General features: G+C 70.8%; 10 protein-coding genes. 4 read left to right on the forward strand and 6 right to left on the reverse strand.

Going from position 1 to position 14,026, the window contains the following annotated elements; translation table 11 throughout:
* Positions 1-207: 207 nt before the first annotated feature.
* Positions 208-4,353 (reverse strand): HAMP domain-containing protein, encoded by a 4,146-nt coding sequence (locus V1227_RS00965; protein WP_329790489.1) that lies wholly within the window; start codon positions 4,351-4,353, stop codon positions 208-210.
* Positions 4,354-4,490: 137 nt separating this feature from the next.
* Here V1227_RS00965 and V1227_RS00970 point away from each other — a divergent pair, with 137 nt between their 5' ends.
* Together V1227_RS00970 and V1227_RS00975 are read left to right on the forward strand one after the other, a co-directional pair.
* Positions 4,491-5,876 (forward strand): PP2C family protein-serine/threonine phosphatase, encoded by a 1,386-nt coding sequence (locus V1227_RS00970; protein WP_329790490.1) that lies wholly within the window; start codon positions 4,491-4,493, stop codon positions 5,874-5,876.
* Positions 5,877-5,961: 85 nt separating this feature from the next.
* Complete coding sequence (locus tag V1227_RS00975) at positions 5,962-7,593, forward strand: PHP domain-containing protein (RefSeq protein ID WP_329790491.1); 1,632 nt, start codon at positions 5,962-5,964, stop codon at positions 7,591-7,593.
* Here V1227_RS00975 and V1227_RS00980 read toward each other — a convergent pair.
* Positions 7,560-8,420, reverse strand: a complete 861-nt coding sequence (locus tag V1227_RS00980) for a helix-turn-helix transcriptional regulator (protein WP_329790492.1) — start codon at positions 8,418-8,420, stop codon at positions 7,560-7,562. The genes V1227_RS00975 and V1227_RS00980 overlap by 34 nt on opposite strands.
* A gap of 134 nt (positions 8,421-8,554) precedes the next feature.
* Between V1227_RS00980 and V1227_RS00985 the strand changes: the two genes are divergently transcribed.
* A complete protein-coding gene (locus V1227_RS00985; protein WP_329790493.1) occupies positions 8,555-9,505 on the forward strand; it encodes an SDR family oxidoreductase in 951 nt (316 codons plus the stop codon).
* On the opposite strand, the gene V1227_RS00990 is transcribed toward V1227_RS00985, so the two are convergent.
* Both V1227_RS00990 and V1227_RS00995 read right to left on the reverse strand, forming a co-directional pair.
* Positions 9,471-10,079, reverse strand: a complete 609-nt coding sequence (locus V1227_RS00990) for an alpha-ketoglutarate-dependent dioxygenase AlkB (protein ID WP_329790494.1) — start codon at positions 10,077-10,079, stop codon at positions 9,471-9,473. The genes V1227_RS00985 and V1227_RS00990 overlap by 35 nt on opposite strands.
* A 27-nt stretch (positions 10,080-10,106) precedes the next feature.
* Positions 10,107-10,658: a TetR/AcrR family transcriptional regulator gene (locus tag V1227_RS00995; RefSeq protein ID WP_329790495.1), complete on the reverse strand. Its 552-nt coding sequence runs from the start codon at positions 10,656-10,658 to the stop codon at positions 10,107-10,109.
* A 51-nt stretch (positions 10,659-10,709) separates the two neighbouring features.
* On the opposite strand from V1227_RS00995, the gene V1227_RS01000 reads away from it, so the two are divergent.
* Positions 10,710-12,308 carry an AMP-dependent synthetase/ligase gene (locus V1227_RS01000; RefSeq protein ID WP_329790496.1) on the forward strand — a complete coding sequence of 533 codons (1,599 nt, stop codon included), beginning with the start codon at positions 10,710-10,712 and terminating at the stop codon, positions 12,306-12,308.
* 49 nt (positions 12,309-12,357) lie between these two features.
* Here the strand turns inward: V1227_RS01000 and V1227_RS01005 are convergent, their stop codons facing one another.
* Together V1227_RS01005 and V1227_RS01010 are read right to left on the reverse strand one after the other, a co-directional pair.
* A complete protein-coding gene (locus tag V1227_RS01005; RefSeq protein ID WP_329790497.1) occupies positions 12,358-13,128 on the reverse strand; it encodes a PRC and DUF2382 domain-containing protein in 771 nt (256 codons plus the stop codon).
* Positions 13,129-13,258: 130 nt separating this feature from the next.
* Entirely contained in the window at positions 13,259-13,984 is a 726-nt protein-coding gene (locus tag V1227_RS01010; RefSeq protein ID WP_329790498.1) for an SDR family oxidoreductase, read from the reverse strand.
* Positions 13,985-14,026 lie beyond the last annotated feature (42 nt).

The raw sequence follows: 14,026 nt of genomic DNA on the forward strand, positions 1-14,026 counted from the left end.
CGGTTTGTGCGGGGCGGTTCGCGTTCGTTCGGTTCCTGTTCCGGCGGGTGGTCACCTCCGGGTGAAATCACTTTCGGACTGCGGTCGCCTTGAGGCGTGTATTGCGCATGCTCGTTTGACCGCCGTTTCGCGACAACAGCGATCGCGGTTTCGCCTTCGCGGTTGACCTGGGGCTCGCCTTCGGCTTCGCGGCCCCGCTCACCCTGGTCAGACGTCTCCCGACACGCCCAGGTAATAGGCGATCAGGCGAATGAGGTGTTCCGTGTCCACCGGTTTGGTGACGTAGTCGGTGGCACCCGAAGCCAGTGACTTCTCGCGGTCGCCCTTCATCGCTTTGGCGGTCACCGCGATCACCGGCAGATCGGCATAGCGTTCCATTGCGCGGATCGCGGAAATGGTCGCGTTGCCGTCCAATTCCGGCATCATGATGTCCATCAGGACGATGGCCACGTCGTCGTACTGTTCGAGTGCGCGGACGCCTGTGATGCCGTTGTCGGCGTAGATCGCTTCCAGGCCGTGCAGCTCGAGGACGCTCGTCAGGGCGAAGACGTTGCGCAGGTCGTCGTCGACGACCAGGACCTTTTCGCCGTGGAAGCGCATCGAGGTCGAAGTGGCCATGGGCGGGGCCGGGGTGACGATCGGGGTGGGTTCCGGGGAGACGACGGCCTCCGAGACGACCTTGCCCAAGGGGAGGCAGAGGGTGAAGGTCGAGCCGATTCCTGGTTCGGAGCGGACCCGCAGCGCGCCGTTCAGGAGCTGGGCCAGCTCGCGGCTGATGGACAGGCCGAGGCCCGTGCCGCCGTACTTGCGGGACGTGGTGCCGTCGGCTTGCTGGAAGGCTTCGAAGATCACGGCCAGCTTGTCGGCGGGGATGCCGATGCCCGTGTCGTGCACGTCGAAGGCGACGGTGGACGGGTCGTCCATGCGCACGTGCAGCCGGATGCCACCGTCGTGGGTGAACTTCACGGCGTTCGAGAGCAGGTTGCGCAGGATCTGCTGGAGGCGGTGCTCGTCGGTGCGGAGGGTCTCCGGGACGTCCGGGTCGACCCGGACGGAGAACTCGAGGTCCTTCTCCGCGGTGAGGGGCAGGCAGAGCGTCTCGACGTAGCGGACCAGCTCGTCCAGGCGGACCGGGTCCTCGTGCAGGGTCATGTGGCCCGCCTCGACCTTGGTGAGGTCGAGGATGTCGTTGATGAGCTGCAGGAGGTCGGAGCCCGAGGAGTGGATCGTGCGGGCGAACTCGACCTGCTTGGCGTTGAGGTTGCCGTCGAGGTTGTCCGCGAGCAGCTTGGCCAGGATGAGCAGCGAGTTCAGCGGCGTGCGGAGCTCGTGGGACATGTTGGCCATGAACTCGGACTTGTACTTCGACGCCGTCTGGAGCTGGCGTGCGCGGTCCTCCAGCTCCTCCGAACCTGCCCTGAGCTCGGTGGTCAGGCGCTGGGACTCGACCAGGAGGGCGTCGGTGCGGGAGTTGGCCAGCAGCGTGTTCACGTTGACGCCGATGGCTTCCTTGAGCTGGTCCAGGAGGTCGAGGTGGACGTCGGAGAACTCGTTGAGCGACGCCAGCTCGATCACGCCCAGGGTCTCGCCCTGGAACAGGATCGGCAGGATCACCAGGTTGACCGGGGCCGAGGAGCCGAGGGCCGAGGAGACCGTCAGGTAGCCGCCGGGGACCTGGGTGACCAGGATCGTCTTCTTCTCCAGCGCCGCCTGGCCGACGAGGGTCTCGCCCATGGCGACGCGGGTGGCGCGGGCGGAGTCCAGGCGGAAGCCGTAGGTCGCGGTCAGTTCGAGGGTGTGCTTGGAGTCGTCCTCCTCGATCTGGAAGAACGCGCCGTGGTGGGCGCTGACCAGCGGCGTCAGCTCGCTCATGATCAGCGACGCCAGTGCCCTGAGGTCGCGGTGGCCCTGCATGAGGCCCGAGAGGCGGGCCAGGTTCGTCTTGAGCCAGTACTGCTCGCGGTTGGCCCTCGTCGTCTCCTTGAGGTTCGCGATCATCTGGTTGACGTTGTCCTTGAGCTCCGCGAGCTCGCCGGACGCGTCGACGGTGATCTGCCTGGTCAGGTCGCCCGCGGTCACGGCGGTGGCGACGGCGGCGATCGCGCGGACCTGGGTCGTGAGGTTCGAGGCGAGCTGGTTCACGTTGTCGGTCAGCTTCGACCACGTGCCGGCGACGCCGTCGACCTCGGCCTGGCCGCCCAGCTTGCCCTCGGTGCCGACCTCGCGGGCGACGCGGGTGACCTCGTCGGCGAACGACGAGAGCTGGTCGACCATCGTGTTGATCGTGGTCTTGAGCTCCAGGATCTCGCCGCGGGCCGAGACGTCGATCTTCTTCGTCAGGTCGCCCTGGGCCACGGCCGTCGTGACCTGGGCGATGTTGCGGACCTGGTTGGTCAGGTTGTCCGCCATGAAGTTCACCGAGTCGGTGAGGTCCTTCCACGTGCCCGCCACGCCGGACACGCGCGCCTGGCCGCCCAGGATGCCCTCGGTGCCGACCTCGCGGGCGACGCGCGTGACCTCGTCGCCGAACGCGCGCAGCGTGTCGACCATGCCGTTCAGGGTCTCGGCCAGTGCCGCGACCTCGCCCTTCGCCTCGACGGTGATCTTCTTCGAGAGGTCGCCGTTCGCGACGGCGGTGGCGACGGCGGCGATGTTGCGGACCTGGTTGGTCAGGTTGTCCGCCATCAGGTTGACGTTGTCGGTCAGGTCCTTCCACGTGCCGGCGACGCCCTGCACGCGGGCCTGGCCGCCCAGGCGGCCGTCGGTGCCGACCTCGCGGGCGACGCGGGTGACCTCCTCGGCGAACGACGAGAGCTGGTCCACCATCGTGTTCAGGGTCGACTTCAGCTCGAGGATCTCGCCGCGGGCGTCGACGGTGATCTTCTGCGACAGGTCGCCGTTCGCCACCGCGGTGGCGACGTGGGCGATGTTGCGGACCTGGTTGGTCAGGTTGTTCGCCATGAAGTTGACGTTGTCGGTCAGGTCGCGCCAGGTACCGGCGACGCCGGGGACCTGGGCCTGACCGCCGAGACGGCCCTCGGTGCCGACCTCGCGGGCGACGCGGGTGGCCTCGTCGGCGAAGCTCGAGAGCTGGTCGACCATCGTGTTGATCGTGGTCTTGAGCTCGAGGATCTCGCCGCGGGCGTCGGCCGTGATCTTCTGGGTCAGGTCGCCGCGCGCGATGGCGGTGGTGACCGAGGCGATGTTGCGGACCTGGGTCGTCAGGTTGTTCGCCATGACGTTCACCGACTCGGTGAGGTCGCGCCACGTGCCCGCGACGCCGGGCACCTGCGCCTGACCGCCGAGGCGGCCGTCCGAGCCGACCTCGCGGGCGACGCGGGTGACCTCGTCGGCGAAGCTCGAGAGCTGGTCGACCATCGTGTTGATCGTCGACTTGAGCTCGAGGATCTCGCCGCGGGCGTCGACGGTGATCTTCTGGGTCAGGTCGCCCTGCGCGACGGCCGTCGTGACCTGGGCGATGTTGCGGACCTGGGTCGTCAGGTTCTCCGCCATGAAGTTCACGTTGTCGGTGAGGTCGCGCCACGTGCCGGCGACACCGGGGACCTTCGCCTGACCGCCGAGCTTGCCGTCCGTGCCGACCTCGCGGGCGACGCGGGTGACCTCGTCCGCGAACGACGACAGCTGGTCGACCATCGTGTTCAGCGTGTTCTTCAGCTCCAGCATCTCGCCGGAGACGTCGACGGTGATCTTCTGCGTCAGGTCGCCGTTCGCCACCGCGGTGGCGACGTGGGCGATGTTGCGGACCTGGTTGGTCAGGTTGTTCGCCATCGAGTTGACGTTGTCGGTGAGGTCGCGCCACGTGCCGGCGACACCGGGGACCTTCGCCTGACCGCCCAGGCGGCCCTCGGTGCCGACCTCGCGGGCGACGCGGGTGACCTCGTCCGCGAACGACGACAGCTGGTCGACCAGGCCGTTCACCGTCGAGCCGAGCGTCGCGAACTCACCGCGCAGCGTCTGGTCCGACATGCGCTTGGTCAGGTCGCCCTCGGCGACGGCGGCGAGCACGCGGCTCAGCTCGCTCGTCGGCCGCACCAGGTCCTCGACCAGGCCGTTCACCGAGTCGGCCATGAGCGACCAGCCACCGGCGGTGCCCACGGGCGCCACCCGTTCGGTCAGCCTGCCCTCCTGGCCGACCGCCTGCCGGACGCGGCCGAGCTCGCCCGCGAGCCACTGGTTGCGCTCGGCGATCTCGTTGAACACGTCGGCGAGCGCGGAGACGGGTCCGTTCCCCGGCACCACGAGCCTGCGGCGGAAGTTGCCGTCACGCAGGTCTCTCATGGCGGAGAGAACCCGTTCGAGGGTCGCGTCCGTCTCTTCGTTGGCCGTGGTCACTCCAAGCCTCCGTGCCTCGGTGGTCACGGACAAGCCTGCCACGTTAGGTTGGGAGCGAGGTAACTTGATGCCGCGATGCACGCCAACTACCCGCAGGAGGCCGTGATGATTCGGCCGGCTGCACTGGACAACAGCGGATGAGCAGCGCCGTGGGCATCGACCTGGACGGCTGGCAACGCCTGGTGGACGGGCTGCGCGAAGCCGTCCTCGTCGTGGACCCGGCCGGGGTGGTGCGCGCGCGCAACGCCGCGGCGGCCGACCGGTTCCCCCGCCTGGGGCTCGGCGGCCACTTCGACGTGCACGTCGCCGGTCGTCAGCACGACCTCGGCGACGGCTGGAGCGCCTGGTACTTCTCCGACTCCACACTGGACCACGCCCACCTCCGGCTCGCCGGCGGCACGTCGCGGGAAGCCACGCTCAAGACGATCGTGCAGCTGGCCGCGGAGCTGCTGGGCGAGCACTGCGTCGCTGTGGTTCCCGCCACACGTGATCGCCTGGAGTGGTGGCGTTGCGGCGGCGGCGAACCGACGGTCACGCGCACGCCGCGCCGGGCGTCGCAGATCTCCGAGGTGCTGACCGGCACGTCCACCCTGACCAGGATCACCTCTTTGGGTGAAGGTAGCTGGGGCGTGCCGGAGGACTACGGCTGCGCGCTGGCCGTGCCGCTCGGGGTCGGCGGCGCGCTGGTCGTCGTGCGGCAGGGCGACTTCGCGCCGAACGACGTCGAACGCATCAAGCTGTTCGGCAAGCACGCCGCCGTGGCGCTGGAGTCGTCGTCGAAGCTGACCGAGCAGCAGCGGACGATCGAGATCCTGCGGTCGGCGCTGCTGCCGTCGCCGCTGCCCGAGGTGCGGGGCGTCTCGCTCGCGTCGGTGTTCATCCCGGCCCACCAGCGGGCGCTGGTCGGCGGCGACTTCTACGACGTGCACCCGCGCACGGACGGCTCGGCGACGTTCGCGCTCGGCGACGTGTGCGGCCACGGACTGGAGGCGGCGGTCCACAGTGGACGCGTCCGGCAGTCGCTGCAGGCGCTGTCGCTGGTCGAGACGAACCCGGTGCGGCTGCTGCACCTGCTGAACACGTCGTTGCGCGCGACCGGGTCGAAGCTCTTCACCACGCTCGTGGTCGGCGAGCTCGTGCCGCTGGCCACCGGGGGAGTGAGGCTGTCGCTCGCGTCCGGCGGTCACCCGGCGCCGCTGGTGCTGCGGGCGGACGGCAGCGTGCACGAGGTGAGCGCGACCGGGGCGATCGTCGGCATCCTGGCCGACGTCCGGTTCTCCGGCGAACAGGTCACGCTCGCACCGGGCGACACGCTGGTGCTGTACTCGGACGGCTTCACCGAGGCCCGCGCGCACACCGACCGCACCGAGCTGTTCGGCGAGAAGCGGCTGCGGGCCGTGCTGCAGGAGTGCCAGGGCCTGCCGGCGGAGGAGATCGCGCGGCACTGCGAGGAGGCCGTGCTGAAGTGGCTCGACCGCGACGACCACGACGACCTGGCGCTGCTGGCCGTCCAGGCCGTGTGAACGGCCGGGTGTGAACGAACTTCCCGGTCCAAGGGTTCATCCGCCGTTCGTTTGCCTGGACAGCTCGACCGGCTGAGATCGGCGCATGTCCCACTCACACGGTCATCCGCACGGTGATCACACGCACCACCACCACGAGGCCGAGCCGGTCGAGGGCAGCTGGCTCGACCCCGAGGACGACCGGCCGTCGTCGGTCGAGCGCCGGAAGTTCCTGGCCGGCATGGGGATCGCGGCCGGTGCCGTCGGTGCCCTGGCCGCCGGCACCGGTACGGCCGCGGCGCACGTTCCCGTCAACCCGTGGGGCGGCGGCGAGCGCTGGTACGCGGGCGACCACCACGTCCACACGCACTACTCCGACGACGGCCAGTACACGATCGAGCAGCAGGTCGCGAAGGCGCGCCAGTTCGGCCTCGACTGGGTCGTGATCACCGACCACGGCGGTCCCGCGCACCAGAAGTTCTCGATCGACCAGGTGACGCCGGACGTCGAACGCGCCCGCCGCAACCAGCGCGCCGTGCTGGTCTACCAGGGCCTCGAGTGGAACATCCCCGGCGCCGAGCACGCCACCGTCTTCCTGCCGCCCGGCAAGCACACCGCCGACATCCTCAAGGCGTTCGAGCTGTCCTACGACGGCCGCATCGCGGGTGGCTCCGAGCCGCTCGCCCTGGCGGCCCTGCGGTACCTGGAGGCGCAGGTCCTCTCGGGACGGACCGAGATCGCGCTGATGTTCGCGAACCACCCGTCGCGGCGCGGCGTCGACAGCCCGCACGAGATCCGCGGCTGGCGCGACGCGGCCCCCGGTGTCGCGGTCGGCATGGAGGGCGCTCCCGGCCACCAGGCCGCCGGCATCCCGAAGTCCGCGGGCGGCCCCGGTCGTGCGCGCGGCTACTACGACACGGCCGCCCCGCTGCCCGAGTCGTTCCCCGGCTACCCGGCCGAGTCCTACCGCACCCACGGCGGCTTCGACTGGATGACCGCGAAGGTCGGCGGCCTGTGGGACTCGATGCTCGCCGAGGGCCGCCCGTGGTGGATCACCGCGAACTCCGACGTGCACCAGGTCTTCGCCGACACGTTCACGCCGGGCAGGCAGGACTACGCCACGACCGGCTCGAAGGGCGCGCCGATCGACTCGGGCGTCCGGCAGACCGGGTACGGCGACTTCTTCCCCGGCCAGTACGGCGCGAACGTGGTCGGCGCCCGCTCGCGGTCCTATGTGGACGTCATGAGGGGCTTGCAGGCCGGCAAGGTGCTGACGGTGCACGGCCGCCTGGTCGACGGCCTGCGGTTGCGCGTGCGCTCCCGCGACGACCTGCGCGGTGTGACGCTGGGCGGGCGGACGTTCGTGCGCCGCGGCGGTGACGTCGAGGTGACGATCGAGATCGACCGCACGACCTCGCCGAACTGGTCGGGCTCCGTCCCCGTGCTCGCCAAGGTCGACCTGATCTCCGGCCCGGTCACCGGCCCCTGCGGCGACCGGGACGTGTTCACGGCGCCGGAGACGTCGGTCGTGAAGACGTTCGAGGCGCCGCGCAAGGGCAGGATCCGGTTCACCCACACCTTCTCCGGCGTCGAGCGCTCGTTCTACCTGCGGCTGCGCGGAAGCGACGGCAAGCGGCTCACCTCGTCCGGTGACCCGGTGGTCGACGAGATCGCGAACTCCGACCCGTGGGAGGACCTCTGGTTCTACGCCAACCCGGTGTTCGTCGACGTCATCTGAGTGCCGACGACCGACAGCAGCCGGAGCTTCTCGTAGCTCTCGCTGCCCGGTGTCGCGGTGTAGACGAGCAGGAAGTGGTGCTGGTCGGGGTCGAGCAACGTCTGGCAGTGCAGTTCGAGCGCGCCGACGCTCGGGTGGACGTACCGCTTGACCTCGCGCGGGCGCAGGCCGACCTCCTGCCGGTCCCAGGCGGTCCGGAACTCCTCGCTGGAAGCCAGCAGGAGGTCGGCGTGGTGCGCGGCGCGGGAACGGGGGCCGCGTCGCGCCACGGCCTCGCGCAGCCCCGAGGCGAACATGCGGCCCAGGAACTCGTGGTCGGCGGGCTCGTACAGCGCCCGCGAGGGCGGGTTGCTGAACCACCGGAAGCCGAGGCTGCGCTCCGGGCCGGTGTAGGCGGTCGAGTCCCCGGTGAGCGCGACGCCGAGCGGGGTCTGCCGCAGGGTTTCACCCAGTTCGGTGACGACCTCGGCCGGGGTGTCGTGCAGGCGGTCGAAGATCCGGGCGAGGCCGGGGCTCACGTGGTCGCCGATGCCGCCGCGGCCCGGCGGGGTGTGGCCCGCGAGGCGGAACAGGTGGTCGCGCTCGTCGAGGGACAGGTGCAGGCCCTGCGCGATCGCCGCGATCATCTGCTCGGACGGGTGCGGGCCGCGTTCCTGCTCCAGCCGCGCGTAGTAGTCCGCCGACATGGTGCACCGCGCCGCGACCTCTTCGCGCCGCAACCCGCTGGTCCGGCGCCTCGGCCCGCGCGGCAGGCCGATGTCCTCCGGCTGCAGCGCCTCCCTGCGGTGCCGCAGGAACGTGGCCAGCCCGGCCCGGTCGATCGCCATGTGCGGCTCCTCTCCCCGGTCCTTTCTAACGCCACCGGGCCGCCGTAGCCACGGATCGTCAGGTCCTGGATGAGCTTCCGGGTGGTCGGCCACCGTGGAGGAACACCACGGTCGACGAACAAGGGAGTGCGCTCATGGCCGGCAAGAACTTCGACGTCGAGGTCCCGGACCTGACCGGGAGGCGGGCGGTCGTCACCGGCGCCAGCGACGGCGTCGGCCTCGGGATCGCCGCACGGCTGGCGGCCGCCGGTGCCGAGGTCGTCATGCCCGTCCGCGACGAGCGCAAGGGCGCGGCGGCCGTGGCGGAGATCCGCCGGCGCACGCCCGGTGCCCGGGTCTCGTTGCGCGCCCTGGACCTCTCGTCGTTGCGGTCGGTCGCCGAGCTGGGCTCCGTCCTGCTGCGGGAGGGGGCGCCGATCCACGTCCTCGTGAACAACGCCGGCGTGATGACCCCGCCCGAACGGCAGACGACCGCCGACGGGTTCGAGCTGCAGTGGGGGACGAACCACCTGGGGCACTTCGCCCTGGTGCAGCACCTGCTGCCGTTGCTGAAGGCCGGACGGGCTCGGGTGACCTCGCAGGTCAGCATCGCCGCCAACCAGAACTCGATCAACTGGGACGACCTGAACTGGGAGCGGTCGTACAGCGGCGGCAAGGCCTACAGCCAGTCGAAGATCGCCTTCGGCCTGTTCGGACTGGAGCTCGCGCGGCGCAGCGCCGCCGGCGGGTGGGGGATCACCAGCAACCTCTGCCACCCCGGGGTGGCTCCCACGAGCCTGCTGGCCGCCCGCCCCGAGATCGGGCGGTCCGCGGACACGCCGGGAGTGCGGCTGATCCGGGCGCTGTCCTCGCGGGGGATCGTCGTCGGCACCGTCGAGACCGCCCCGCTGCCGGCTCTGCTCGCCGCCACCTCGCCCGTGGCCGGGACGTTCTACGGGCCCAGCGGGTTCGGGCACCTCGGCGGGCCGCCCGCCGAGCAGGAGCTCTACAGCCGCCTGCGGTCCGCCGACGAGGCCAGGCGCGTCTGGGAGGTGTCGGAGGAGCTCGTGGCTAGCGGACTCCGTGCGGGCGGAACTGGACGCTGATCCGCGGCCCCACGACCTTCGACGTCTTCGGCACGGCGTGCTCCCAGGTGCGCTGGCACGACCCGCCCATCACCAGGAGGTCGCCGTGGCCCAGCGCGTACCTGTGCGTCTCGCCACCCCCGCGCGGCCGCAGCAGCAGAGCCCGTGGCGTGCCGACGCTCAGGATGGCGACCATCGTGTCCTCGGTCTGCCCGCGCCCGATCGTGTCGCCGTGCCACGCCACGCTGTCCCGGCCGTCGCGGTAGTAGCAGAGGCCGGCGGTGGTGAACGGCTCGTGCAGCTCGGGCCGGTAGTGGGCGCTCAGCGCGTCGCGGGCCGTGGTGAGGACGTCGAACGGCAGTGTGCCGCTGTAGAAGCAGAGCAGGCGCGGCACGTCGACCACGGTGTCGTACATCTGGCGGCGCTCGGCGCGCCACGGCACCTCGGTGACCAGCCGGTCGAACAGCGCGTCGGCGCCCGAGAGCCAGCCCGGCTGGACGTCGATCCACGCGCCGTGGCCCAGTTCGGTGCGGCGCGGGGCGAGCGGGGCCACGGCCGGCTCCGCCTCCAGGTCGAACAGTGATCCCTGGCGCATGGACCGCAGCATAATCGAACACCTGTTCTACTGCGAGGCTAGGGGTTTCAGGACGGCCCAGACGGCGTCGGCGATGATCTCGCGGGCTTCGGCCAGGTCGAACACGCCCAGCAGGAAGCGGCGCACCGACTCGTGGGCCGGGCCCATCGCCACCGGTTCCAGCGCCCACGGGGGCACGGCGCGCAGCTCGCCGGACGCCGTGCGGTCCGCGAACCACGCCAGGACCGGCGCGAACTCCGCCGTCTTCGCCGCCGGGTCGGCGTGGTCGGGAGCGGCGTAGAGGAAGCGGGCGCGGCTCGGGTTCGCGATGACCCAGTCGAGGTAGCTCAGCGCCAGCCCGCGCACGGCCGCCTCGGTGTCCGGCGCGTCCAGGGCGGGCAGCATCGAGGCCACGCAGCGCGCGTAGCTGTCGGCGTAGAGCTGCGCGAAGACGCCCGCGCGGCTGCCGAAGTGGTGGTAGATGCTGCCGTTCGACATGCCGGAGCGCTCGGTCAGCGCGGCGATCGTCACGGCCTCCAGGCCGCCTTCCTCGACGAGCTTCAGCGCTGAGTCGAGGAGAGACTGTCGTCGGTCGGCCACGGGGGTTAGAGTACCGCTCTGGAGCGACGCTCTAGACGAAGGTGGAGGGCAATGGCGCTGTCGATTCCCGGCCTGCTGCGCGAGCGTGTCGCGCGCACGCCCGACGCCGAGGCGATGCGGTACCGCGACGGCGGTGGCTGGGTCTCGCTGAGCTGGGCCGAGCTGCAGCACCGCGTCGCCGCGGAGGCGTTCGGCCTGGTGGGCCGGGGACTGCGCAGGGGTGACCGCGTCGCGCTCATGGGCGGGACCAGCGTCGAGTGGATCGTCACCGACCTCGCCGTGCTGGCCGCGGGGGGCGCCACCACCACGATCTACCCGAACAGCACCGCGGCGGAGGTCGCGCACGTCGTCGGCGACTCCGGCAGCCGGATCGTCGTCGTGGAGACCGACGACCACGCCGCGTCGATGCCCGGCGGCGTCGAGGTGCTGCGGTTCGGCGCGATCCCGCGCGGTGAGGGCGACTACGACGCGTTGGTCGACGGGCTGTCGAAGGACGACCTGGCGACGTTGATCTACACCTCCGGCACGACCGGCACGCCCAAGGGCGTCGAGCTCACGCACGAGAACTGGCTGACGACCGCGGAAGCCATCGCGTCCCTGGGGATCCTCGAGGAATCCGACCTGCACTTCCTGTGGCTGCCGCTGTCGCACGCGTTCGGCAAGGTGCTGACGATGGCGATGATCGCCGCGGGCGTGCCGACGGCGGTCGACGGCAGCGTGGAGCGGATCGTCGACAACCTCGGGGAGCTGCGGCCGTCCATCGTGGCCGCCGCGCCGCGCATCTTCGAGAAGATCCACGGCCGGATCGTCGCGGGCGCGCGGGAGAAGGGCGGGCTCACCGAGAAGATCTTCCGGTGGGCCGACCGCGAGCACGGCCCGGTGACGCGCCGGCTCGCGGACCGGCTGGTGTACCGCAAGCTGCGCGACCGGGTCGGCGGGCGGATCCGCTACTTCGTGTCGGGCTCGGCACCGCTCGCGCCCGAGATCGCGGAGTTCTTCGCCCGCGCCGGCATCACGATCCTGGAGGGCTACGGGCTCACCGAGTCGTCCGCGGCCACGTTCTTCAACCGGCCGGGCATGATCGCGATCGGCACGGTCGGGCCGCCGATCCCCGGCATGGAGGTCAAGATCGCCGAGGACGGCGAGGTCCTGCTGCGGGGCCCCGGCGTCATGCGCGGCTACCACAACCGGCCGGACGCGACCGCCGAGACGCTGGTCGACGGCTGGCTGCACACCGGGGACATCGGCGAGCTCGACGACGCGGGCCGGTTGACGATCACCGACCGCAAGAAGGAGCTCATCAAGACCTCCAGCGGCAAGTACGTGGCGCCGGCCCGGATCGAGAGCATGATCAACGCGGCCTCGCCGTACATCAGCAACGTCATCGTGCACGGCGACCGGCGCAAGTACTGCGTGGCGCTCGTGACGCTCGACCCGGACACCGCGAAGGGCCTCGCGAACGCCGAGGAAGAGGTCGGCGGCGCGATCGAGACCGTCAACGCCCAGCTCGCGCGGCACGAGACGATCAAGCGGTTCGCGGTGCTGGACAACGACTTCAGCGTCGAGGAGGGGTTGCTGACCGCCTCGCTGAAGCCTCGTCGCCGGGAGATCGAGAAGCGCTACCGGGACGTCCTCGACAGCCTGTACTAGCGAACCGCCCACCGGCGGAAGTGGTGGGCGGTTCGCTGGGGTGCTTCGATCAGCGGCGGCCGCGCGACTCGTCGTCGCGCTCGACCTCGACGCGCTCCTTGCGGACCTCGCCCTTGACGTCCTTCTGCTCGGTGACGGCGTTCTTCTCCAGCCGGACCCGTTCGGTGGCCTCGGTGCGCTTCTGCACCACCGGCTCTTCGCGGTGCAGCGCCACCTCGGCCTGCTCGTCGGCGAACGCCCTGCCCGCGCCGCCCTGCGCCGGCTCGCGGACGACCCGGACCTCCTCGTGCGTCACCGGCACCGTCACGTTGCGCTGCTCGGTGACCGTGTGCTTGACCAGCCGCACCCGGCCCGACTCGACCCTGCGGGTGCCGACGTCGAGCCTCTCCTCCGCCAGCGTGACCTCGGCCGCGTCACCGGCCCTGTCCCCGGCGGCGTGCCGCCCGTCGCGCCGGCCGGTGGCCCGGCGGTCGTCGAGCCGGTCGTGCTCGCCGGTCTTGGCCTGCGGGATCATCCCGTAGTGCCGGTAGAGCGCCTCCTGCTCCTCGTCGGACATGTGGTCCTCCGAGGTGTCCAGGCTGGGGGCGTCCTTCACCTGCTGCTTGCTGACGGGGACGGTGATCGCGCCGCCCGCGACGGTGCCCTGCTGGATCGGCACGAAGCTCTCCCCCATGCCGAACAGTCCGGTCTGGACCTCGGCCCACATGGGCTTGCCGGTGCCGTCCTCGAGCCACACCCGCTTGACCGAACCGATCTTCTCGCCCCTGTTGTCGATCACGTCGCAGTCGTACAGAGCCTCAACGTGCGTCTGATCGATCATCGCGTCGTCCCTCCGAGTTGGCTTCCGGCTTGCGAACGCGAAGTACCCAGCTCGAACGTGCCGGCCGCGGGTGCCGTCCGACCGGGTGACCGCACGAGCGTGGCGGTTCAACCGACCGGGGGACACGGTCTCACCAGGGGACGACGCCCTCGTCGTCGAAGAAGCCGCCGCGCGGCCCGTCGTCGGGGAGAGTGGCGAGCCGGACCGCGATCGCCGCGCCCTGCTCGGGCGTGCGGTCGGGGAGGAAGCCGGTGAAGTCCGTGGCGACGTAACCGGGACAGCAGGCGTTGATGATGACGTTCGTGTCGGCCAGTACGCGCGCGTACTGGGCCGTGATGCTGTTCAGCATCGACTTCGACGGCGCGTACGCGGCCATGACCGGACCGGTCTGCAGCGTCAGCGAGCCCATGTTGCTCGACACGTTCACGATGCGGGGCGACGTGGCCCGGCGGAGCAGGGGGAGCACCGCGTTGGTCACCCGCACGACGCCGAAGACGTTCGTGTCGAGGACCGTGCGGATGACGTCGAGGTCGAGCGTCGTCGGGTCCTGCGCCCCGGCGTCCACCCGCCCGGCGATGCCCGCGTTGTTGACCAGCACGTCGAGCCGCCCGGTCGTCTGCTCGACGGTCGCCGCCGCGGCCGCGGCGCTCTCGTCGGAGGTGACGTCGAGCGCGACCCCGAACGCGTCCGCTCCGGCTGCCCGCAGGCGGTCGACGGCCTCCTTGCGCCTCACGTCGTCACGGGCGCCCACGGCGACCGTGAAACCGGCCGCTGCGAGGCCCTGGGCGATGGCGAAACCGATTCCCTTGTTCGCGCCGGTGACCAGCGCGGTCTTCTTGTCGTTCACGGGATCCATGCTCGTCGGGGCCGCGCACCGCTGTCCAAGATCGATTCAGTA

Source organism: Lentzea sp. DG1S-22 (assembly GCF_036321065.1).
In the GTDB taxonomy this organism is placed as follows: domain Bacteria; phylum Actinomycetota; class Actinomycetes; order Mycobacteriales; family Pseudonocardiaceae; genus Lentzea; species Lentzea jiangxiensis.